Genomic DNA, 20461 nt, shown 5'->3' with positions numbered 1-20461 from the left:
TCGCGGTGCGGCTGCAGTCACTGCCGCACCGAGGCGAGTGCGCGTGACTTCGCTCGCGCGAGCGTGTCCCCGACGATGAAAAGATTGCGGTGGCGCTCGAGAAATTCGCCCGGCACATAGCCGCCGAGATTGACATAATAGAGCCGTTCCGGACCCTCGAAAGGCTCGGGCTTCAGGACGATGTCATAGCCACCGGCGTGATCGATCTCGGCCCAGCAGTCGATATGGAGGCTGCCCGGCGTGCCCCACCATTGGCGGCGGAGCGCGTCATACGTGTCGGTGATCGTGGGCGCGGCGACGAAGCGCATGTCGTGCAGCTCGATATTGGCGCCGGCCATCTCGCCGCCGATATAGATGGCGAAAAGCTTCATGCCGCTTTCTCTTCGGCGCTGGCTCCACCAATCGCCGCGGCAAGCTGTTCGCCGACGACCAGACCCATTTCGTGCGAGCTCGTGATTCCCTGTATGAAAGGGTGGCGGCCGAGAAGGAAGGGCAAGCTGAGGCAGAAGAGGCGGGCTTCCGGGATATCGTCCGCAAGCGGGTGGAACGCTTCGTCGATCGCGATACCTCGCGCCTCCGCCTTGCCGGCGCCAGGTTCAGCATCGCGCACGATCCCCTGTCGGCGCAGCGAGGGGAAAGGGAAAGCTGCGGCGCCGAGCGGGCGCTGACCCATCGCCTCGATGAAAACCGGGAAGTGCCGGTGCTCGCCGTCCAGGACCAGCGTCGCGCCTGCCTCCTCGCCGCTCGTGTCGATGCGGTAGTCGTCGCCGATCGCCATGACATCGAGCTTCCCGGCGCGGTGGAGGGCAAGCAATCGCCGGATCGATTTGTGCGGAACGGTGGCATAGTCGTCGACGAAGACCGGCTTGAAATGGCGGACGAAGCGGCGGTAGTCGGCGGCTTCGAGATGCGGCGCGAGAAGCGCCAGAGTTTCGTGCATGCGCAGGATTGCGTAGCGCCAAGCGACGGTGTGCCTCGCGGCATAATCGCGCTTCGCTTCGGCAAGGTTGGCCTCGGCCCACTCGAACGGGTCGGTCGCCGCGCGCCGCGCGAAATAGGCCTCGCAGAAGCCCTCGAGGTCGAGATTCTTGAGGCCGATGCCCGCGGCATAAGGGAGATCGGCGGCTGCAAGCTCCGCCTTGAACAGTTCGAAGGCAGCATCGAGAAGCTGGTCGTCTCGGCTCGCGACAAGACGCGTGATTGCCTCCTCGGTACAGATTGCGAGCGGCTCGTAGGGCAGCGGCGCATAAAAATCGGCTTCGGGGAGCAGACCCTTCCTCGACATCATCGTCATGTGGAACGCGTCGGTGGCGGGTGCCGGACGATAATGCGTCTCGCCGTCATCGGCCTCGTCGAACGAGCCATGGGTGCCGGCGAGCGCGATACAGGCGTCGATGGCCGTGAGCGAGCTGCCGCGAATGCCGATGTCGCAGGGCGGCACCGCGGCCAGAGTCGAGGCGGGCCAGGGGCTGAGGAAATAACCCGGGCGAACCTCGGGCTCGGCGGGCCATTGGTGGCCCGTCGCGAGGACGACATGGTCGAAAGCCTCGTCGGCGAGTTCGCCTGATCGCGTGCGGATCTTGAGTAGCATCGCGCCAGATGTGCTGACGGCGTCCTCGACGCGGCAGCGCGTACGCAGCTCGACCTCGATCCCGCGCGCGCGTGCCAGGTCGATAACGGCTTCGAACTGGTCGCGGAAATATTCGCCGAGCGCGACGCGCGGATAGAAGGTACGTTCGCCGATCGCATGAGGATCAATGCCGAGATCGGCGAGGCGTTCCGGCGGCTGGCGTATCAGCCAGTCGCACAGCGTCTCGGCAAGCGGCGGGATTTCGATGCTGGCGATGTTCGCGAGCATGGCGGGGTCGTTCCAGCCCGGCCGATAGGGCGTTCCGCGGCCCGCGCTCGCCTGCGCTTCATACACGGCAAGACAGAAGGGCGGAGGGCTGTGGGCGAGAAGCGCATGCAAGGTGTAGAGAGTGGTCGGGCCGGCACCGACAAAGGCTATGCGGGGTGTCATATTGCGACAATACCCCGGCCGCGCAGAAGTTCGCCCGACTTGCTCTGGGTCAATGCGAATTCTCCTCAGCTGCTCCGGGGCGCCCAGCCAAAAAAAGGGTCCGCATGCGCGGACCCGAAGGGGGCCATCAACTTGGCGGGAGGATTAGTTTTCGGTGCCGGGAGTACCCGTCTTCGGCGGCTTGCCGTCTTCGATGCGGCCTTCGTTGCGAAGGTCGCGGCCTTCCTGCGCCTTGCGCTTGGCCTCGGGGCTGTCGCCGTTTTCGAAGGCTTCTTCCTTCACATAGCCGGCAGCTTCCTTGATCTGTCCCTTGACGCTCATGATACTCTCCATTGGCTGTGGGTTCTGGTCCGAGAAACCCTTGGACGCGGGCGAAAGTTGCCTGCGATCGCCCAGATTTATCTTCGCCGCCGTGCGCAACTTTGGCCGCATCGCGGCGTTTCGCGGCGCGCGCGAAAGAGCAGGAGCGGGGATTTTCGACGATCGACTGGAAGTCGCCTGCGACCCTTCTTTCACCCCGCGGCGAACGTCGCCGCGTCCGCAACTTTCGTACCTTGTAAGCGTTCGCCCGTCATCATCGACGGGAGACGGTCATGCCTCACCAACAGTTCGAATGTGGCCGCATCGATCGAAGCGCGCCCGACGCGATGCTCGCCTGGGCGCGCATATTGGGCGTGAGTCAGTCCGAGATATTGATCGCGGTCGCGGCAGTCGGCGATCGCGCCGATGCGGTTCGTACCTATCTCGCGCGGCCGTGGCCGGAGCCCCTCGCTTGACGGCGGGTGCAGATGGGACGGGGGGCGACGCGGCTGCAGCCCACAGCCGTCGCCCCGACGGAATCAGCGAGAAGATGATCTCCGGACAGCGCTGGCACCGCCACGCTAGCCCCGTCTCCTTCGTGCTGCTGGCAGCGGTCGTCGCAATTGCGCTGTCGGGCCTCGTCGGCGGACAGCCGAGTCCGCTACGCAGCCAGGATTTCGGGGCGGCTCGGCTCGAGGTGAAGACGCCCTCGGTCATTCGCAACGGCGAGTTTTTCGAAACGCGCATTCGTGTCGAGGCGACCCGCGACATTTCCGACGCCGTGCTTGCGGTCTCGCCGTCGCTCTGGACCGACATGACGATCAACACGATGATCCCCGCCGCCGCCGAGGAAAGCTACAAGGACGGCGCCTATCGTTTCTCCTATGGCAAGCTTCGCGCCGGCGAGACGCTCGTCGTCAAGATCGACGGGCAAATCAACCCGCCGCTCTTCGCAGGAACCAGGGGCGACATCGCTTTGTTCGACGGCGAGCGGCGGCTCGGCAGTATGCCGCTCCAGATCAAGGTCCTGCCCTGATGGATATCGTCCTTCGCGCGAGCGTGATGTTTTTCCTGCTCTATGCGCTGCTCCGTCTCATGGGGAAACGCGAACTGGGACAGATGACGCCATTCGAACTGGTTCTGCTCGTCGTCATGGGCGACCTCATCCAGCAAGGCGTCACCCATAATGATTTCAGCCTGACCGGCGCGTTGCTCGCCATCGTGACCTTCGCCTTCTGGGCGCTCACGCTGAGCTGGACGACCTATCTCTTTCCGCGGCTCAAGAACCTGCTCGAAGGCCACCCGCGCGTCGTGGTGAAGCAGGGCGAAATCATCCGGGACAATCTTCACCGCGACCGTCTCACCACCGATGAAATCGAGTCAGAGATGCGGCTTGCAGGTATCGCCCACCTCTCCGACGTCGAATGGGCGATCCTCGAACCGCAAGGCAAGATCAGCTTCATCAAGCGCTCGGACGGCACAGCCCGACAGCGCGATGCCGAGGATGGCGCGGTGTGAATCAGTCGATCGCAACTTTCGGGTCCGCCGCGCGCTGAACAGGCGCGGGGCACGACGATGGAGACTGCCATGAAACCGACCGAAATCGACACCGACGCCACCCATATCCTCGCGGCCGACCACCGTGCGGTCGAAGCCCTGTTCGAGGAATTCGAGAAGGCCAGCGGGAGCGACAGCAAGGCGAAGATCGCCGACCGGATCTGCACCGAACTCAAGATTCACGCGCAGATCGAGGAAGAAGTCTTCTATCCGGCGCTCAAAGGAAAGATCGACGACGACCTGCTGAAGGAGGCCTATGTCGAGCATGACGGCGCCAAGATCCTGATCAACGACATCGTCGCCTCCGGACCCGCCGACGAATTTTTCGAGGCAAAGGTCACGGTGCTGTCCGAAGAGATCAAGCACCATGTGAAGGAAGAGGAAAAGCAGCACGACAATATGTTCCAGCAGGCGCGTGCCGCCGATGTCGACCTCGACGCGCTAGGCGAGAGGATGCTCGCGCGGAAGGAAGAGCTGAAGCGCCAGGCCGAGACCGCAGGGCTGCCGCCTGCCGAACTCGCCACCATGTAAGGTGAGCGCGGCTACGCTGATCGAACGGCGCACGCGCAAGCTGGCCCGGCATCTCGCCGGGAAGACGCTGCGGTTCGTGACAGCCGAAAGCTGCACAGGCGGTCAGCTGGCAGCCATCTTCGCCGCCGATGCCGCGCTCGGAGCCCATCTCGAGCGCGGCTTCGTCGCTTATTCGATCGACGCCAAATGCGAGATGCTCGGTGTCTTTCGGAAAGACGCCGAACGGGGCGGCGCCGTCAATCCCGAAGTCGCGGCCGCGATGGCGACGGGCGCCCTCGGCAAGAGCTGCGCCGATATTGCCGTTTCGATGACGGGATTTTGTGGGCCTCGCGAAGGTCGTGAGGAAGTCGGTCTGGTCTACATCGGTGTGGCCAGTGCCGACGCCGTACACGTCGAGGATTTTCACTTCGGCGATATCGGCCGCCGCAATGTTCTCGATCAGGCGGTCGCCGCAGCACTCCAGATCATGATCGATGCGGCCTCGTGAACGAGGATCGCGTGCGCTTCGGCGGGCGGGACCGGAGGCCGCAGCTCGGCCGAGCTCGGCAGCCGTCCTTAACGCGGCTCTTTTCGTTTCGAGGCGCCGGCCTTGTGGGCCGCTCGCTTGCCTTCGGCCGTTTCGACCAGATATTCGGGGTTTTCTGGCGATGCCGCGACATGATGGCCCTTGATGTCCATCGCTTTCGTCACTTTTTTCACGACCTTGCCCTCGGCGCGTCCGCCGTGGCTCTTCCAGGTCACCACGTCGCCTTTCTCGGGTTCGTCTTTCATGATTTCTCTCCTTTCCGCAAAACAGTCCGCGTGCGCGGCAAAGGTTCCTACCGGAGAGGGAGCCGCGAGTGGGAAGACGTCTGGCGCAGGCCCTTTCGTTGCGATTGCCGGTGACGTGGGGAGGCTTCGATGAATGACGATCATGCACGCGGACAACGCGACGGTCTGCGGCTTGCCCTCGCCCTACTTGCCGCTGAAGAGGCGAAATGGGCCGCCCTTTTGGGCGAGAGCCGATCCTGGCGGACGAACCGCGAACGCGAGGTGCGCCACAAGGCCCTGCAGGTCGCGCAAAGGCGGATACAGACATTGCTGAACCGCGCGACGCCGAAGGGATCGAATGCACTGGACCGCGAGGTCGCGGCCGCTCTCGAGAAAGCCGGGCTCTGACCGCCGGTGCGCGCTCGCCTACGTTTGCGCGAGGCCGGATAGCGCGGCTTCGAGGCTGTCGAGGGTGAAGGGTTTCGCGAGGATCGGCCGGTCGTTCCAGCACGGTCCGGGCTGACCGACGAAACCGCCGGTCGCAACGAGAAAAGGGATCGATCGCGCCGCAAGAGCCTCTGCGACCGCATCGCACGGCAAGCCCGTTTCAAGATACACATCAACGATCGCTGCATCGAACCCGCCTGCCGCGATATGCCCGAGCGCCGTGGCGATATCGCCAGCGTCCCCGACGATGTCGTGCCCCAGCGCGCCCAGCGCATCCTCCAGCATCATGGCGACAAGCGGATCGTCTTCGACGATCAATATCCTCCTGGACATCTCTTCCCCGTTATAATCTGCGAGCCACTTATACCGCGATCATGACCGTTCGACATCCCGCTTCATCCTGGTGACCTCAATCGCCCAGCCGCCCCCCTACGCCAGCGCTTCGGCGACACTCATCCGAAATCCTATTGATCCAGGTTAATCCCGCGCGGGACTCGGCACGTTCAGGGCTGGCCGGGTTGGTGAGGCTGCTTGCCACGAAGGGCGCGGCAGTGCATGCACGGCGGAAATTGATCGACCGGGGCCGAGGGGCATTTACATGGAATCGGCCAGGATCTCGTCGCTGGGCCGCGACACGCGGGCGAGCCGCCTGATCATCATTCTCCTCACCATTGGATTTGCCGCGCTCCTCGCTGCGGCATCGACAGCATTTTTTGTGCAGCGCCAAAATGAGGCCGACGCGCGCATGGTCGCACACACGCTCGCGGTGGAGGCCAATCTCGGCGCCTTTGCCAGCGCGACAGAACGGATGGAGACCGCGCGCCGCGGACTGATCCTTACGCAGAACCCGGCGTTCTCGACGATCATGGACGAGGCCGAGGACCGGTCGCGCGCCCAGCTTGCATCGCTCGAGACGCTGATCAGCGACAATCCGAACCAGCGCGGCCGCGCCGAAAGGCTTCGCGGGCATCTCGATGCTTATGGCCGTCATTACCGGGCGACGCTCGGCCTGCGCGGCACGGACCGCGCAGCGCTGATCGCAGACTTCACGAACGACAAGGGGGTGCTCGAAGTGCGGGCCGCGCGCGCGCTCGTCGAGACGATGCTCGCGAGCGAGCTCGCCCTGCTCAAGAATCGTGAAGCGCGGCAGCAACGCACCCAGTCGCTGTTCACCCTGACGCTGATCGGAACCGGCATTCTCCTTGTGGTCGTGGCCGCCGCGACGCTGCTCCTCGTCCGCAACAATCTTGTCGAACTCCGCGCCTCGCGGGCGGAACTGCGCCGTCTCAACGAAGGGCTTGAGGAGCTGGTCGATGCACGCACGGGCGAACTCAAGCGCGCCAATGCCGAGATCCAGCGCTTCGCCTATATCGTGTCGCACGATCTCCGCTCGCCGCTCGTCAATGTGATGGGCTTCACCGCCGAACTCGAGACCGCGCGCAAGGCGATCTCGGGCTATCTCGAGCAGGGGGATGCGCAGGGCTGGCAGGCGCCCGATGCCGCGACCCGGCTCGCGATCGAGGAAGATCTGCCGGAATCGATCGGCTTCATCCGCACGTCGACGCAGAAGATGGACCGGCTGATCAACGCGATCCTCAATCTCTCGCGCCAAGGCCGCCGCATGCTCGCACCCGAGACGCTTGCGCTCGGCGACCTCGTGCGCGCGATAGTTGGCAGCCTCCAACACCGCATCGACGAGACCGGTACCACGGTTGAAGTGTCGGACCTGCCGACCGTGATCAACGACCGGGTCGCGGTCGAGCAGATCCTCTCGAACCTCGTAGAGAATGCCCTCAAATATTTGCAGCCGGGGCGGGCCGGCATCATCCGGGTCGACGGCGGAACGGATCTCGGACGCGCATGGGTCTCGGTCGCCGACAATGGCCGGGGCATCGAGCCCCGCGATCATGAGCGCGTATTCGACCTCTTCCGGAGGTCCGGTGTGCAGGACCAGCAAGGCGAGGGGATCGGCCTTGCCCACGCCCGCGCGCTTGCCTATCGCCTCGGCGGTAATATCGAAATCCAGTCCGAACTCGGTGCGGGTTCCACCTTTCGGCTGATCCTGCCCCTCGTGTGGCAAAACGGAGAAGAAGATGCCTGACCAATTGCCCGTCAACATCGTGATGATCGAGGACGACGAGGGGCACGCGCGCCTCATCGAGAAGAATATCCGGCGCGCCGGCATCTCGAACAAGATCCATCACTTCCTCGACGGCACATCGGCGCTCGACTTCCTCTACGATGCAGCGGACGGCCCTGTCCGCAACGGCCCCGCGCTCGTGCTCCTCGACCTCAATCTGCCCGACATGAGCGGGACCGACATTCTCGCCAAGCTGAAGGCCGACGGCAGTCCGCTCCGCCGCACACCCGTCGTCGTGCTCACGACCACCGACGACAAGGTCGAGATCCAGCGCTGCTATGATCTCGGCTGCAACGTCTACATTACCAAGCCGGTGAACTACGAGAATTTCGCCGACGCCATCCGCCAGCTCGGTCTCTTCCTGTCAGTGATCCAGGTCCCCGATCCGGATCCGGTTTGAGACCCGCCCTGGCCCACATCCTCTATATCGATGACGACGATGGCATGCGGCGGCTTGCGTCGCGCGCGCTTGGCCGGAAAGGCTACGAGGTCAGCCTCGCGGCGAGCGGCGGCGAGGGCGTCGATATGGCGAAGGTCTCCGCCTTCGATCTCATTGCCGTCGATCATTATATGCCCGGGCAGGACGGTCTTGCGACGCTCGAGGCCCTTCGCGCGCTCAGCGACTGCCCGCCCGTCGTCTATGTGACGGGTTCCGAGGAAAGCCGCATCGCCGTCGCGGCGCTGAAGTCGGGCGCCGACGATTATGTGGTGAAGTCGGTCGGCGAGGATTTCTTCGATCTCTTGGCTTCCAGTTTCGAGCAGGTGCTCGAACGCGCGCAGCTTCGCCGCGCTCGGGCGGAGGCGGAAACCGAGCTTCGCGCGACCAATGCCCGGCTCGAGGCGCTGCTCAAGGAAGTGAACCACCGCGTCGCGAACAATCTCCAGATGGTGATGTCTTTCGTCGCCCTCCAGACGAAGACGCTCGCCGATCCCGCGGCCCGCGAGGCGCTGCAGAAGACGCAGCAACGGATCGCGACGGTCGCGCAAGTCAACCGGCGCCTCTATACGACCGACGACGTCGAATATGTGGCGATGGACGATTATCTCGGCGGCCTCGCCGAAGATCTCACGGCGACCTGGTCGACGGGTGTCGCGGCGCGACGCGTGATCGCGAACGTGGAGCCCATGCGTGTCGCCACCGACAAGGCGGTGGCGCTCGGCATGATTGCCAATGAATGGGTCAGCAATGCCTGCAAATATGCCTATAGCGACAGCCATGATGGCGAGATCCGGATATCGCTTCGCAGGGCCGACGAGACATCGCTCGAACTCGCGGTTGTCGACGACGGGGCCGGGATGCCGGCGGACGGGACAGCGCGCGGCACGGGTCTCGGTACGCGCCTCATCGAAGCGCTGGCGCGGACCCACAAGGCCGGCGTGACTTACGGCGCGGTCGATGCCTCGCGCGATTTGCCGGGAACAAGCGCGGTCATCAGGATTCAGTTGCGACCCGGCGAACTCAAAGCCTAGCTTTTGCCGGGAAACCTCGGCGCGGGATCGGGCGCCGCCGACGGGCGCGGCTGGACGAGCGCATCGGACTGCTTTTCAGGCCGGATATAGATCGAGCTGATATCGCTCGACGCCGCCTTGAGCTCGGTCTCGATGGCCTCGACCAGCGTCTCGGCCTCGCCCATGGCGAGATGATCCTCGAAGTCGGCGCTCACCGCGACGAAGATCGAATTGGGCGCGGTGTGGATCGTCCGCACATGATTGACCGCGGTAATTTCAGGGTGCCGCTCGACGATGGCCCAGATGCGCGCGATCAGTTCGGGATCCGCCGCTTCGCCGATTAACAGCTCCTTCGCTTCCCGTGCGAGAAGGATCGCGACCGCCGCTAGGATTGCGCCGATCGCCATCGAGGCGATCCCGTCGATCCGGGGGTCGCCGGTCGCATGGCTCAGCCAGATGCCGCCGGCGGCGATTGCGAGCCCGCCGAGCGCGGCGCTGTCCTCGAACAACACGATGAAGCCTGCCGGATCCTTCGATCGCCGCACGGCGGCCCACCAGCCAAGGCCGCGCCGCCCGGCGTTGAATTCGCGCACCGCGATCGTCCACGACCCTCCCTCGAGCAGAAAGGCAATGGCGAGCACGACATAGTTGATCGTGGGATCGCGCAGCGGCTCGGGATCGCGGTAGTGGATCCAGCCTTCATAAATGGAAATTCCGGCGCCGACGGCGAAGATGAGGATTGCGACCACGAACGCCCAAAAATAGAGCTCGCGGCCATAGCCGAAGGGATGGCGATTGTCGGCCGGACGTTTAGCCTTCGCCTGACCGTAGAGAAGCAGCATCTGGTTGCCGCTGTCGACGAGCGAATGGACCCCTTCCGAAAGCATCGACGAGGAGCCGCTGATGGCCGCCGCGACGAATTTGGCGACGGCAATGCCCAAATTGGCGAAGAGCGCTCCATAGAGTACGATGTTCGCCCTGATATGATGCGCCGGCGAGCGAGATTCTCCGGTTTGCGGTTGGCCTACCATCGGCCGACGATCGCGCTGACTGCACCAGCCAGGGCAGTTGCCTTACAGGGCGAGGGGCGGGCGATGCGAAGCGTCATGGAAGCGCTACGCCCGGCGAAGTCTCACGTTCCCGGAACGCGTTCGCATCGCCTATGGCCGCCTCGGCGCAGCGCGACTAGCGCCGTACGCGTGCGCGTGTTTCGAGGTCGGAGATACGCCGCTCGATATAAGCCCGGTCGTCACTGCTCGGCGATGTCTTAGCATAAGCCGCCTCCAGCCGCGTGAGATCGCCGAGCTCGACGCGGATCTGCGCTTGCGCGGTCGATCCGATACCGCTGCCCGAGAGCGCGCGCTCGACGTTCGCAAGCCGCGTGCGGTTGTCGAGGACCGGATCACCGCCATAGGCTGTGTCTCCGACGCGCGCGTCGAGCGCATCGAGGCGCGCATCGAGATCGTCGCGTTCGCGGCTGCTGAGGCCGTCGCGCGCGTAGCTGGTTTCGATCTGGATCAGCGCGGCATAGTCGCGCTTGAGCGCGCTCGCCTGGGTTCGGCTGAGGCGCCGCGCCGAAACGGCCGCATCGACGCGGCGTTCGAATTCGGCGCGCCCGTCGGCGACGCTGCGGCTATCTTGCGCATCCTCCCCATAGCCGCCTTCGGACAGCGCCTGGGTGAGGGCGCCGTAGCGATCGCCGAGCTCGGTGCGTTCCTGCGTCGTGAAACGGCCATCGGCCCCGAAACGCGCCTCGAGCGCGACGAGCTCGCCATATTCGCTCTTCATCCGCGAGCCATTGCTCGTGGTTAGCGCGCCCGAACGGACGTCGGCGTCGATGCGGCTGTTGAACTGGCTCTGCTGGGTCGCAAGCGGCTTGCGCCCTGCGGCCCATTGCCGCTCGATCGAAGTCGAGGCGCCGAGGCGATCGCCGAACAGCGCGCCGATGATCGCGCCAACGCGATTTTCCTGCGCATCCTGCGATTGCTCGCTGCCCGTTTGCGCAGCGGCGGGAAGCGATAGCGCGAGCATCGCGCTTGCAGCGAGAAGGGAGATTTTCTTGTGCGACATGGGAACATGCTCCTTGTTTCTTATGCAAAACAAACACCTGCGTTGGCGGCTGGTTGCAGCACGGTGCGGGAAGGGCCGGAAAGCGGGCGTGCCGAGAGGGGCAGATCCGGCGCAGGGCGCCGGGGCGCCGCTTCACTTGTCGCGCGGCTGCTTCAGTTTTGATCCTGCCGCGACCTGCGTGCCGGCGCGCTTGGCGCGCACCGCCTCCAGAAGGGTGAAGGCGGCATTTCGGACCTCGCCCTGCATCGCCTTGTCCCTGTCGAAGGCCTCGTGGCTCGTCGCATAGGGTTCGAAATAGCCGATGTAGCGATCGAGCTCGGCGCGCGGACCCGCGGGCACCATATGGATCGACGTCATCCAGTCGGAGAGCGAGCGGCGGACATTCTCGGCGCCCTCGACATCGCCGTGCACGACAACGGCGAACAGCCGCCCTTCCAGTTCGCGGTGATAGTCCCAGCCGGCGAGTTCGAGTGCCTTCGCTTCCCCCGCCTCCTTGCCATGGGTCGACGATGGGTCGGGGTTGGCGCCGTCCATGCACACCATCCGGTCCATCATCAGCTTGATCGGCGAGCTCGCCATGAACCAGTTGACCGGCGAGATCAGGAAGACGCCGTGCGCGCGCATCCACATCGGATAAATATCGTTCATCCAGTCCTGCGTCTGGCCGAGCGAATGATTGGGATAGCAGCTGCACGGGAAATGGCAGAGCGCCGCGGCGGTGGAGTAACAGGCCTTGCAGGGGTGGATATTGCGGCCATATTCGGAATTGAGGCGGCTAAGGTCGAGCATCTCGACCTCGAAATCCTTCTGATCGAACACGCGCTTGGCGATCTGCGCGATACGCCAGCTCTTCGACATTTCGCCGGGACATGTGTGCTCCGAGCGCGCCGATCCGTTGACGATGAGGATGCGGCAAGGGCCATCTCCCCGCGCGTGCACCTTGCGTGCCTCTTCGACGGCCGCGTGGGCGGCGAGCCAGTCGATCGAGAGGTCATAGTCGGGGTCGGCGAAGCCCTTGCCGGCCTTTCGCGTTTGCGGACTCTTGCGCTCGTCGCGATAAGCCTCCCAGGCGATCGCTGCGATGCCATCTAGCTCGCCGCGGACCGCGTCGAAGCCTTCGTCACGAAACTGCTCGAGATAGCGGGCGAGAAACTCGGCCTTGCGCAGCTTGGGGCTGGGCATGCCTTTTCGGGCTGCCGGAACGGCAAGGGACTTGGCCATGGGCTGCAAACGGTCGGCAAGCCCGGCGGTTGCCTCACGCGCCTAGCAAGCAACGGGTTTCTTATCCGGCGGATTTCGTTGGCGCGACGTGACGCGCCATTTTGCCTCCACGGCTTTTTCGAACCGCCCGCATCCATCCGGCTTATCGCTCGTTGAGTGCAGGCGGCCAGCCGGCCGGAGCGGGGATATGGAGAACGACAATGTCCAGCCCTGTGCGTTATACCCCCGCTATCGAGACCCCTTTACCGGACGAGACAGAGACGATCGCCGACATCAACGCGGCCTTCGATACGATCCTCGAGAAGACGTCGGAAGATTATGGTCACGCCGTGCGCGCGGTTCATGCCAAGGCCCACGCGATCCTCGAAGCCGAGTTCGTCGTTGACGAGGGCCTTCCCGATGAGCTGGCGCAAGGGCTGTTCGCAGTGCCGGGCGCGCACCGCGCCTGGATCCGTATCTCGACCAATGCCGGCGATATCCTGCCCGACGCGATCAGCCTGCCGCGCGGTATCGCCATCAAGGTCGAGGATGCGGAGGGCGCGCGGCTCGCCGGCGCCGAGGGCGGCGCGCAGGACTTCATTCTCGTCAACGGCCCGATCTTCCAAGCGAAGACCGCCGACAAATTCCTCGCGAACCTCAAGCTGCTCGCGAAGACCACCGACCGCCTCGAGGGCACGAAGAAGGTCGTATCGGCGGCGCTCCGCGGCGTGCATCACGCCTATGCGGCTGTCGGTCTCGATGCACCCGCCGCGGTCGATACGCTCGGGGGTGCGCCGAATAGCGAGCCGCTCGGCGAGACCTATTATTCGGCGACCGCCTTCCGCTTCGGCGATTATATCGCAAAGTTCAGCCTCGCCCCGCTCGCGCCTGAAATGACGGCGCTGACCGGCCGGACGATCGACGTCGCGGGGCGCGAGGATGCGATCCGCGAAGAGTTGCGCCGCGAGCTTTCGGCGTTCGACGCGCTCTGGGAATTTCGGGTCCAGCTCTGCCATGACCTGGCTAAGCAGCCGGTCGAGGATGCGTCGGTCGAATGGGACGAGGAGGCCTTTCCGTTCCGCCGCGTCGCGCTTCTTCGCACCCGTGTGCAGGACAGCTGGGAGGCGAGCCGCCGTTCGCATGTCGACGAGGCGATGCGCTTCTCGGTCTGGACCGGGCTCGAGGCGCACCGTCCGCTCGGCAACATCAACCGCGCGCGGCGCGACACCTACCGGCACAGCGCCGACTTCCGCGCCGCGTTCAACGCCTGCCCCTATCATGAGCCATCGCGGGTCACGGTCTGACGATGGGGCAGCGCGGCGACCGGCCTCATATCTACAGCTTCGGCGGGCCCGCGGGTGGCTGGGGATCGGTCCGCTCGCTCGCCGATATCCTGACCCGCGAGCGCATCGACGCGCGCGGGTACCGGGAGCTGCTACGCCAGAACAAGCCGCAAGGCTTCATGTGCGTGAGCTGCGCTTGGCCCAAGCCCGCCGATCATCATCCCGCCGAATTCTGCGAAGAAGGCGCGAAGGCCACCGCCTGGGAACTGACGCGACGCCGCACGACGCCGGAGTTTTTCGAGAAGCACAGCCTGTCGGAGCTGCGCGGCTGGACGGATTACGATCTCGAGCAGCAGGGGCGGCTCACGCATCCGCTTCGCTATGATGCGGCAACCGACAAATATGTAGCCTGCAGCTGGGAAGAGGCCTTCGACGCGATCGGCGCCGCGCTGCGCCCGCTCGATCCCGCCGCGGTCGCCTTTTATTCCTCGGGCCGGACCAGTCTCGAAGCCTCCTATATGTATGGCCTCATGGCGCGGATGTACGGGAACCAGAACCTCCCCGACAGCTCGAACATGTGCCATGAATCGACGTCGGTCGGGTTGAAGGCGGCGCTTGGCGTGCCGGTCGGCACGACGCGGATCGAGGATTTCGATAAGACCGACGCGATCTTCTTCTTCGGTCAGAATGTCGGCTCGAATGCGCCGCGCATGCTCCATAATTTGCGCGCCTGCCGAAAGCGCGGGGTCGAGATCGTGACCTTCAACCCCTTGCGCGAGCGCGGCCTAGAACGCTTCACCGATCCGCAGAACCCGGCCGAGATGCTGACCCTCACGGAAACGTCCATCTCGACCCAATATCACCAGCTGCGCGCGGGCAGCGATATCGCGGCGATGACCGGGATCGCCAAATATCTATTGTTGTGGGACGAAAAGGCGCGCGCCGCCGGCAAGCCCGAAGTGCTCGATCATGCATTTCTTGCCGGCCATACGGTCGGCTTCGACGAATTCGCCGATGCGGTGCGGGCAGCCGAGTGGGGCGACATCGAGGCCGAAACCGGTCTGCCGCGCGCCGACCTCGAGGCGGCGGCGCGTGTCTATGCGGGCGCGGGCGCGGTCATGGCGATCTACGGCATGGGACTGACGCAGCATGTGAAGGGCGTCGAGAATGTCCGCATGGTCGTCAATCTCCTGTTGCTGCGCGGCAACATCGGCAAGCCCGGCGCCGGCCCGACGCCGGTGCGCGGACATTCGAACGTGCAGGGGCAGCGCACCGTCGGCATCACCGAAAAGACCGAGCTCGTGCCTGTCGAGCGGCTCGAGGCGCAATATGGCTTCACCGCGCCGCGCAAGAAAGGGCTCGATACGGTCGGCACCTGCCGCGGCATCATCGATGGCTCGGTGCGGGGCTTTGTCGGGCTGGGTGGCAATTTCCTGCGGGCCGTACCCGAAACCGAAGCTATGGAAGCGGCTTGGCCCAGCCTCGACCTTTCGGTGCAGATCGCGACGAAGCTCAACCGCAACCATCTCTTCCCGGGCAAGCAGGCTTTTCTTCTTCCATGTCTCGGCCGGATCGAGCGCGACGTCCAGGCGAGCGGACCGCAGGCCGTCTCGGTCGAGGATTCGACGAGCTGCATTCATGGGTCGCGCGGCAAGGTGACGCCCGCGAGCCCGCATCTCCTGTCCGAACCCGCGATCGTCGCGGCGATCGCCAAGCGCATCCTGCCCCCCAATCCCAGGCTCGACTGGGACGCATGGGTGGCGGACTACAGCCGCATCCGCGCGGCGATCTCGGAGACCTATCCCGACATCTTCGGCGATTATGAGCGGCGGCTCTTCACGCCCGGCGGCTTCTGGAAGGGCAACAATGCCGCCGAACGCATCTGGGAAACGAAGAGCGGCAAGGCCGAATTTCATGCGCCTTCCGGGCTGTCCGCTGCAGGCTTTGCCGATGTCCCGGGCCGGTTCCGGCTTACGACGCTGCGCTCGAACGACCAGTTTAATACCACGATCTATGGCTATCACGACCGCTTTCGCGGCGTGAAAGGAACGCGCGACATATTGTTCATCAACGCCGAGGACATGGCGGAGGCCGGGATCGCCGAAGGCGAGATCGTCGCGCTCGAGAGCGACGCCGGCGACGGGAGGCGACGCCGACGCGATGGTCTGATCGCGACCCCCTATGCGATCCCGCGCGGCTGCCTCGGCGCCTATTATCCCGAATGCAATCTGCTGATGCCGCTCGATCATCATGCCGAGGAGAGCCATGTGCCCGCCGCCAAATCGGTGCCGGTGCGGATCGTCCGAGGGAATCGCGATGAGGGAGCCGCCGCATGACCGACTGGATCACGGACCTCGTCGAGACGATGGGCTATGCCGGCATTGTCCTTCTCATGTTTCTCGAAAATGTCTTCCCGCCGATCCCGTCGGAGGTCATCATGCCGCTCGCGGGCTTCGGCGCCGCCGATGGGCGCTACAGCCTGCCCTTGGTGATCGCCGCAGGGCTGGCCGGTACCCTTCTGGGAGCACTCTTCTGGTACATGATCGCGCGCAGGATCGGCGACGAGCGGCTTCGCCGCTGGGCCGATCGTCACGGACGCTGGATCACGCTCAGCGGCGACGATATCGCGCGTATCGAGCGCTGGTTCTGCCGCCACGGCACATGGGCGGTGCCGCTCGCCCATCTCATTCCCGGACTTCGTACGCTCATTTCGATCCCGGCCGGCATCTTCGCGATGCCGCCGGCGCGCTTCCTCCTGCTGTCGGCGCTCGGCGCAGGCGTCTGGACCGCTGCGCTCGCGATCGCGGGCTATCTGCTCGCCGAGCGCTTCGAGGGCGTCGAGACGTGGGTCGGCCCGGTGAGCACCGCGATCATGGCAGCGCTTTTCGCTTATTATGTCTGGCGCGTGATCCGCTTCAAGCCGGGCGGCGCCAGCTGATCATTTCTGACCGGCCGCTGGGGAAACCGGCGATCGCATCGCGAGTGCGCGGGGGCCGGTGACGCGCCACACCGTGTTCGAAAGGTCGTCGGCGATCCAGAGGGCACCGCGCGCCGGGTCCCAGGTGACGCCGACCGGGCGCCCGCGCGCCTTGCCATCCTTGATGAAGCCGGTCACAAAATCCTTCGGCTTGCCGGCAGGGCGTCCGTTCGCGAAGGGGATGAAGCTGACCTTGTAGCCGGCGAGAGTCTGGCGGTTCCAGCTGCCATGTTCTCCGACGAATGCGCCCGTCTCATAGCCCGGCAGACCGCCTTCGGTCGCGAAGCTCAGCCCGAGCGGCGCCACATGCGAACCAAGCGCATAATCGGGAGTGACTGCCGTTTTGACGAGTTCGGGCTTTTGCGGATGGACGCGCGGGTCGGGATGGCGTCCCCAATAGCTGTAGGGCCAGCCATAAAATGCACCCTCGCGCACCGAGGTCAGATAATCGGGCACCAGCTCGGCGCCAAGCTCGTCGCGTTCGTTCACTACCGCCCAGAGGATGTTCGACGATGGCTCGAAGGCGAGGGCGGTCGGGTTGCGGATGCCCGAGACGAAGATGCGGCTCGCGCCGGTGGCGGCATCGACTTCCCAGACGACCGCGCGATCTTCCTCGATGCTCATCCCCCGCTCGCCGATGTTGCTGTTCGAGCCGATGCCGACATAGAGCTTCGTCCCGTCCGCGCTCGCGGCGAGCGATTTCGTCCAGTGATGATTGATCGCCGCCGGAAGCTTGGTCACTTCCTCGCCCTTGCCGGCGATACGCGTCGCGCCCGGCGTATAGGCGAAGCGCAGCAGCGCGCCCTGGTTGGCGACATAGAGGTCATTTCCGAAGAGCGCGAGGCCATAGGGCGCGTCGAGATCCTCGATGAAGCTCGTGCGAAGTTCAGGTTTACCGTCGCCGTTCGTATCGCGAAGCAAGGTGATGCGGTCGCCGCCCTTCACCGAGGATTTTCCAAGGCTCTTGATATAACCCGCGATCACGTCCTTCGGGCGGAGCTTCGGTGCATGGCCGCCCGACCCTTCGGCGACGAGAATGTCGCCATTGGGGAGGATGAGGATCTGCCGCGGAATCTTGAGGTCGGTGGCGACCGGCGTGATCGTGAAACCTGCTGGAACGGTCGGAAGCTCGCCGTTCCAGCCTGCAGGCTTGGCGATCTTCATCGGCGGGACGAGCGTCTCGTCGATCTTCGGCAGGTTCGGGCTGGCACCCGTCTGGTCGAGCTTTTCATCGCCTTTGCCGCAGCCGGAGAGCGCGGCCGCCAGCGCCGCGGCAGCGACGAGGCCGAGGGAGGTCTGGCGGTTCATGCGCGCGGCTCCTTTACAGCGTGGAGAAGCCAGGCGGCGGCGATCGCTGCAAGTGTGGATAGAACCGAGAGTGTCACGCCGGTCGTGCCGACCGAACTCCAGGCATCCTGGCTATGCTTGAAGGCGTTGACGAGGCCCGCGATCCACATGACGAGAATCAGGAGGAAATAGGCGACAGCGGGCGTCTGCGTGGGCCGCTTCCGGTCACGGAAGAGGGCAATGGCGGACCATAGGAGCACGGGAGCCCCGAATATCAGCCCGCCCGTGATCAACCAGGCCGAGAAATTGCTCCACTGCATCTCGGCGCTGTTGAGATAGGTGATGTCGGAAAGGAGCGCGCTGCTGAACAGGGCGACCGGAAAGGCGAGGAGAATGGCGTGCAGCGGATGGGGCGCGTGTCGGCGATAGGGCGGGTCGGTGAAAGGCGATGGGGCCGTTGCCATATTGATCTCCATGCAGGCCCCCGTCTGGATAATGCGCCGACCGCCCAATAGTTTCCCGGAACCCGCGCGCCGGGCGCGACGTTGGCAATTGGATGGATCCGTCCTCGATTCCTTATTGTGGTCCCGCGCCGATCCCGGCTGACTGGATGCTGCGCTGGAATCTCGATCCCGGGCTGCTCGCGGCGCTGGGCGCCGCGGCGCTGATCGCGATGCGGCAGCAGGCCCGCGGCCCTTTTTGGGCCGGGTTCGCCCTGATCGTCCTGCTGTTCGTGTCGCCGCTGTGCGCTCTTTCGTCCGCGCTCTTCTCGGTGCGCGTCGCGCATCATATCATCCTGACCGCACTCGCGGCTCCGCTGTTTGCGTTCGGCCTGCCGCGGCTTCGGCCGCGCGGCGGTGCATCGCTATGGGCGGCCGCGCACATCCTCGCCTTCTGGGTCTGGCATGCGCCGACGCCCTATGCTCTCGCTTTGGCGAGTGACGGTGCTTTCTGGTTGATGCAGCTTTCGTTGCTCGCGACCGCGACCGCATTCTGGGCGTCGCTCCGATCATCGTCGCCGCCGCTCGCGATCGGCCTCCTGCTAGCGATGATGGTGCAGATGGGTCTGCTCGGGGCGCTCATCACCTTCGCGGGGACACCGCTTTACGCGCCCCATCTTGCGACGACGATGGCATGGGGCCTGGGACCGCTCGAAGATCAGCAACTCGCGGGGCTCATCATGTGGGCGCCCGCCGCACTTCTCTACCTCGGCGCGGCGCTCTGGACGGGCTGGCACCTCCTCGGCGAGCCGCCGCGGGTGGCAGAGTGATCGAGGCGATCAAGGCGTGGGCGGCGCGTTATGCCGCTGACGGGCGCTATTCGCCTGTGGGTCAGATATTCCATTGGACTATGGCTGCGCTCATCCTGTTCCAGCTCGGCTGGGGCTGGCGAATGAGCCGCATCGATGCGGGCGGCGACAAGCTGGAGGCGTTTCGGGTTCACGCCGAACTCGGCCTGCTGATGCTCGTGCTTGCCGCGCTCCGCGCGATCTGGCGGATGATCGTGCCGGGACCGGTCAACGATGCCGACCGCCTCGGCTGGCAGACGGTGGCGGCCTATGTCACGCACATCCTCTTCTACGTCTGCTTTTTCGGTCTTCCGCTCTCCGGCTGGGCGATGTGGTCGGTGGTCGGCGGCGAGCCGCTCGAAGTCGCGGGGATCCTCCCCTGGCCGCACATGCCCTTCGACAGTCTGGATAAAGGATTCCAATGGTGGATTCTCGACTGGGCGGAAGGCATCCACGCGCTTCTGATCATTCTTCTTGTCGCGATGATCCCGTTGCACGTGGGCGCGGCTCTGAAACATCATTTCTGGGATCGGCACGATGTATTGCGGGGGATGTTGCCCGAGCTTCCGGAGGACGGAGCGGAAACGACGCCGCATGACGGGACACCGCCGCCCGCTCGGCGGGCGAGAGCAGGCGGCTGACACGGCGCATCTCGCCGAGCGGATCATTGTAGCGTTTCGCCTCGCGCCAGGCGTGAAGCTGACCGGCGATATAGGCGGCGGGCTGACCGGCAAGCGGCGGGTTGGCGGCATCGCCCCCGCCGCCAATACCGTGGCACGAGGCGCAGGACGGGAGCCCGCGCGCGGGATCGCCCTCGTGGTAGAGACGGGCGCCCGCCGAAATTCCGGCTTCGACAGGCCAGGCTACCGGCTGCCGCGCTGCGTAGAAAGCCGACACCTTCGAGCGGTCGTTGTCGCTGAGCTTGCGGGCGATTGCTCGCATCGCCGGATGCTCGCGGCGACCGTTCGCATAATCGTCGAGCTGGCGGTGGAGATAGCCCGCATCAAGCCCGGCGAGGCGCGGCGTGTCGCGCCCGTCGCCTTCGCCTTTCAGTCCGTGACAGGTGAAGCAGGCCGCCTCGGCGCCCGCGTCGCCGCCGCTCATGGCGATCGTCTCTCCGCTCGCGCGAAACCGATCGGGCGGTGCCGGCGCATGGCATGCT

The 20461-nt window shown here is 65.0% G+C and carries 24 protein-coding genes and 1 pseudogene; 14 read left to right on the top strand and 11 right to left on the bottom strand.

The window, feature by feature from the left end:
• Positions 1-17 precede the first annotated feature (17 nt).
• From LH19_RS11130 to LH19_RS29020, 3 genes are all read right to left on the bottom strand, one after another.
• Positions 18-371, bottom strand: coding sequence for a DUF1543 domain-containing protein (locus LH19_RS11130; RefSeq protein ID WP_234716145.1), 354 nt, complete (start codon positions 369-371; stop codon positions 18-20).
• Positions 368-2020 carry an FAD/NAD(P)-binding protein gene (locus tag LH19_RS11125; protein ID WP_054727916.1) on the bottom strand — a complete coding sequence of 551 codons (1653 nt, stop codon included), beginning with the start codon at positions 2018-2020 and terminating at the stop codon, positions 368-370. Before LH19_RS11125 ends, LH19_RS11130 begins: the two co-directional genes overlap by 4 nt.
• Before the next feature lie 144 nt (positions 2021-2164).
• Positions 2165-2341 carry a hypothetical protein gene (locus LH19_RS29020; protein ID WP_167346272.1) on the bottom strand — a complete coding sequence of 59 codons (177 nt, stop codon included), beginning with the start codon at positions 2339-2341 and terminating at the stop codon, positions 2165-2167.
• A gap of 272 nt (positions 2342-2613) precedes the next feature.
• On the opposite strand from LH19_RS29020, the gene LH19_RS11115 reads away from it, so the two are divergent.
• From LH19_RS11115 to LH19_RS11095, 5 genes are all read left to right on the top strand, one after another.
• Positions 2614-2796 carry a DUF3606 domain-containing protein gene (locus tag LH19_RS11115; protein ID WP_054727913.1) on the top strand — a complete coding sequence of 61 codons (183 nt, stop codon included), beginning with the start codon at positions 2614-2616 and terminating at the stop codon, positions 2794-2796.
• Positions 2793-3356 carry a hypothetical protein gene (locus tag LH19_RS11110; protein WP_145923396.1) on the top strand — a complete coding sequence of 188 codons (564 nt, stop codon included), beginning with the start codon at positions 2793-2795 and terminating at the stop codon, positions 3354-3356. Before LH19_RS11115 ends, LH19_RS11110 begins: the two co-directional genes overlap by 4 nt.
• Positions 3356-3838 (top strand): DUF421 domain-containing protein, encoded by a 483-nt coding sequence (locus LH19_RS11105; RefSeq protein WP_054727909.1) that lies wholly within the window; start codon positions 3356-3358, stop codon positions 3836-3838. The genes LH19_RS11110 and LH19_RS11105 overlap by 1 nt, the downstream gene beginning before the upstream one ends.
• Positions 3839-3907: 69 nt before the next feature.
• On the top strand, positions 3908-4408 hold the full coding sequence (locus tag LH19_RS11100; protein WP_054727907.1) for a hemerythrin domain-containing protein: 501 nt from the start codon (positions 3908-3910) through the stop codon (positions 4406-4408).
• 1 nt (position 4409) lies between these two features.
• On the top strand, positions 4410-4895 hold the full coding sequence (locus LH19_RS11095) for a CinA family protein (RefSeq protein ID WP_054727905.1): 486 nt from the start codon (positions 4410-4412) through the stop codon (positions 4893-4895).
• Between the two features lie 68 nt (positions 4896-4963).
• Here LH19_RS11095 and LH19_RS11090 read toward each other — a convergent pair whose 3' ends face one another.
• Positions 4964-5179 carry a hypervirulence associated TUDOR domain-containing protein gene (locus LH19_RS11090; RefSeq protein WP_054727902.1) on the bottom strand — a complete coding sequence of 72 codons (216 nt, stop codon included), beginning with the start codon at positions 5177-5179 and terminating at the stop codon, positions 4964-4966.
• Positions 5180-5308: 129 nt separating this feature from the next.
• Here LH19_RS11090 and LH19_RS11085 point away from each other — a divergent pair, with 129 nt between their 5' ends.
• Positions 5309-5566, top strand: coding sequence for a hypothetical protein (locus LH19_RS11085; protein WP_054727901.1), 258 nt, complete (start codon positions 5309-5311; stop codon positions 5564-5566).
• An 18-nt stretch (positions 5567-5584) separates the two neighbouring features.
• On the opposite strand, the gene LH19_RS11080 is transcribed toward LH19_RS11085, so the two are convergent.
• Positions 5585-5938, bottom strand: a complete 354-nt coding sequence (locus LH19_RS11080) for a response regulator (protein ID WP_054727899.1) — start codon at positions 5936-5938, stop codon at positions 5585-5587.
• Between the two features lie 265 nt (positions 5939-6203).
• On the opposite strand from LH19_RS11080, the gene LH19_RS11075 reads away from it, so the two are divergent.
• The 3 genes from LH19_RS11075 to LH19_RS11065 are packed head-to-tail and all read left to right on the top strand — an operon-like array spanning position 6204 to position 9215.
• On the top strand, positions 6204-7706 hold the full coding sequence (locus tag LH19_RS11075; RefSeq protein ID WP_054727897.1) for a sensor histidine kinase: 1503 nt from the start codon (positions 6204-6206) through the stop codon (positions 7704-7706).
• On the top strand, positions 7699-8145 hold the full coding sequence (locus LH19_RS11070; RefSeq protein WP_054727895.1) for a response regulator: 447 nt from the start codon (positions 7699-7701) through the stop codon (positions 8143-8145). Before LH19_RS11075 ends, LH19_RS11070 begins: the two co-directional genes overlap by 8 nt.
• Positions 8142-9215 (top strand): sensor histidine kinase, encoded by a 1074-nt coding sequence (locus LH19_RS11065; protein WP_234716144.1) that lies wholly within the window; start codon positions 8142-8144, stop codon positions 9213-9215. The genes LH19_RS11070 and LH19_RS11065 overlap by 4 nt, the downstream gene beginning before the upstream one ends.
• On the opposite strand, the gene LH19_RS11060 is transcribed toward LH19_RS11065, so the two are convergent.
• The 3 genes from LH19_RS11060 to LH19_RS11050 all read right to left on the bottom strand — a co-directional run bounded on the left by LH19_RS11060 (position 9212) and on the right by LH19_RS11050 (position 12446).
• On the bottom strand, positions 9212-10225 hold the full coding sequence (locus LH19_RS11060; protein WP_054727893.1) for a cation diffusion facilitator family transporter: 1014 nt from the start codon (positions 10223-10225) through the stop codon (positions 9212-9214). The two genes, LH19_RS11065 and LH19_RS11060, sit on opposite strands and share 4 nt — an antisense overlap.
• 154 nt (positions 10226-10379) lie before the next feature.
• On the bottom strand, positions 10380-11264 hold the full coding sequence (locus LH19_RS11055; protein WP_054727891.1) for a hypothetical protein: 885 nt from the start codon (positions 11262-11264) through the stop codon (positions 10380-10382).
• A gap of 132 nt (positions 11265-11396) precedes the next feature.
• Positions 11397-12446 carry a flavodoxin family protein gene (locus tag LH19_RS11050; protein ID WP_205626795.1) on the bottom strand — a complete coding sequence of 350 codons (1050 nt, stop codon included), beginning with the start codon at positions 12444-12446 and terminating at the stop codon, positions 11397-11399.
• A gap of 239 nt (positions 12447-12685) precedes the next feature.
• Here LH19_RS11050 and LH19_RS11045 point away from each other — a divergent pair, with 239 nt between their 5' ends.
• From LH19_RS11045 to LH19_RS11035, 3 genes are read left to right on the top strand one after another with little or no spacing between them, the layout of a single operon-like run.
• Positions 12686-13768, top strand: coding sequence for a catalase family protein (locus LH19_RS11045; RefSeq protein WP_054727887.1), 1083 nt, complete (start codon positions 12686-12688; stop codon positions 13766-13768).
• Positions 13769-13770: 2 nt separating this feature from the next.
• Entirely contained in the window at positions 13771-16083 is a 2313-nt protein-coding gene (locus tag LH19_RS11040) for an FdhF/YdeP family oxidoreductase (RefSeq protein WP_054727884.1), read from the top strand.
• On the top strand, positions 16080-16685 hold the full coding sequence (locus tag LH19_RS11035; protein ID WP_054727882.1) for a DedA family protein: 606 nt from the start codon (positions 16080-16082) through the stop codon (positions 16683-16685). Before LH19_RS11040 ends, LH19_RS11035 begins: the two co-directional genes overlap by 4 nt.
• Here LH19_RS11035 and LH19_RS11030 read toward each other — a convergent pair whose 3' ends face one another.
• Positions 16686-18032: a PQQ-dependent sugar dehydrogenase gene (locus tag LH19_RS11030; protein ID WP_054727880.1), complete on the bottom strand. Its 1347-nt coding sequence runs from the start codon at positions 18030-18032 to the stop codon at positions 16686-16688.
• Positions 18029-18475 (bottom strand): DUF2231 domain-containing protein, encoded by a 447-nt coding sequence (locus LH19_RS11025; protein ID WP_054733381.1) that lies wholly within the window; start codon positions 18473-18475, stop codon positions 18029-18031. The genes LH19_RS11030 and LH19_RS11025 overlap by 4 nt, the downstream gene beginning before the upstream one ends.
• A 146-nt stretch (positions 18476-18621) precedes the next feature.
• Here LH19_RS11025 and LH19_RS11020 point away from each other — a divergent pair, with 146 nt between their 5' ends.
• Together LH19_RS11020 and LH19_RS29425 are read left to right on the top strand one after the other, a co-directional pair.
• Positions 18622-19281, top strand: coding sequence for a cytochrome c oxidase assembly protein (locus tag LH19_RS11020; protein WP_234716143.1), 660 nt, complete (start codon positions 18622-18624; stop codon positions 19279-19281).
• Positions 19278-19940, top strand: a complete 663-nt coding sequence (locus LH19_RS29425; protein ID WP_054727875.1) for a cytochrome b — start codon at positions 19278-19280, stop codon at positions 19938-19940. The genes LH19_RS11020 and LH19_RS29425 overlap by 4 nt, the downstream gene beginning before the upstream one ends.
• Positions 19941-20022: 82 nt before the next feature.
• Here LH19_RS29425 and LH19_RS29855 read toward each other — a convergent pair.
• A pseudogene (locus LH19_RS29855) lies at positions 20023-20403 on the bottom strand (c-type cytochrome); the annotation flags it as partial.
• Between the last annotated feature and the right edge of the window lie 58 nt (positions 20404-20461).

Origin of the sequence: Sphingopyxis macrogoltabida (assembly GCF_001314325.1) — a bacterium.
Taxonomy (GTDB): domain Bacteria; phylum Pseudomonadota; class Alphaproteobacteria; order Sphingomonadales; family Sphingomonadaceae; genus Sphingopyxis; species Sphingopyxis macrogoltabida.
This window is presented reverse-complemented; position numbering and strand designations above follow the sequence as displayed.